The 434-nt window shown below is 52.3% G+C and carries 1 protein-coding gene; it reads right to left on the bottom strand.

The features are described from left to right. On the bottom strand, positions 1–396 hold a 396-nt coding region (locus tag F6X68_RS33240), incomplete at its 3' end, for a hypothetical protein (RefSeq protein WP_151457894.1). Positions 397–434 lie beyond the last annotated feature (38 nt).

The raw sequence follows: 434 nt of genomic DNA, 5'->3' as shown, positions 1-434 counted from the left end.
GGCTGTTCCGCGCGGAAATACCACCAGAGTCAGCACCTCCTTATCCATTTTGCCCTGCGTGTAGAGTTGATGACTGCGATCCATCAGGGCCATGTACTGGTCGATTGGCAGTCTGAACATAAGTGCCATGGTGAAGATTTTTTCACTCTGACTGAACGCCGGACTCTGCAGTACCCGCAATGCTTCGCAAGTGTGTGAATTCGGTTGACTCGCTATGCTCTGGCCTTCGGGGGTTGAAAGTATGTCGAAACGATCATCCATGTCTCGCCAGTCGGTTCGGCTATTGCGCTCAAAGTAGTCACGAATAACAAGGGTCAGTGGACCTGCAGTTTCCCCGTCAGCGGGACAAGCCGAAAGATCGGCAGGCAACCAGATGCGCCATGCCACGATGAGCAAAAAAGGAATTATGAGGAGGAGCGAATAAGGGCGTTTCA

The organism is Micromonospora sp. AMSO12t, from assembly GCF_008806585.1.
Classification (GTDB): domain Bacteria; phylum Actinomycetota; class Actinomycetes; order Mycobacteriales; family Micromonosporaceae; genus Micromonospora; species Micromonospora reichwaldensis.
This window is presented reverse-complemented; position numbering and strand designations above follow the sequence as displayed.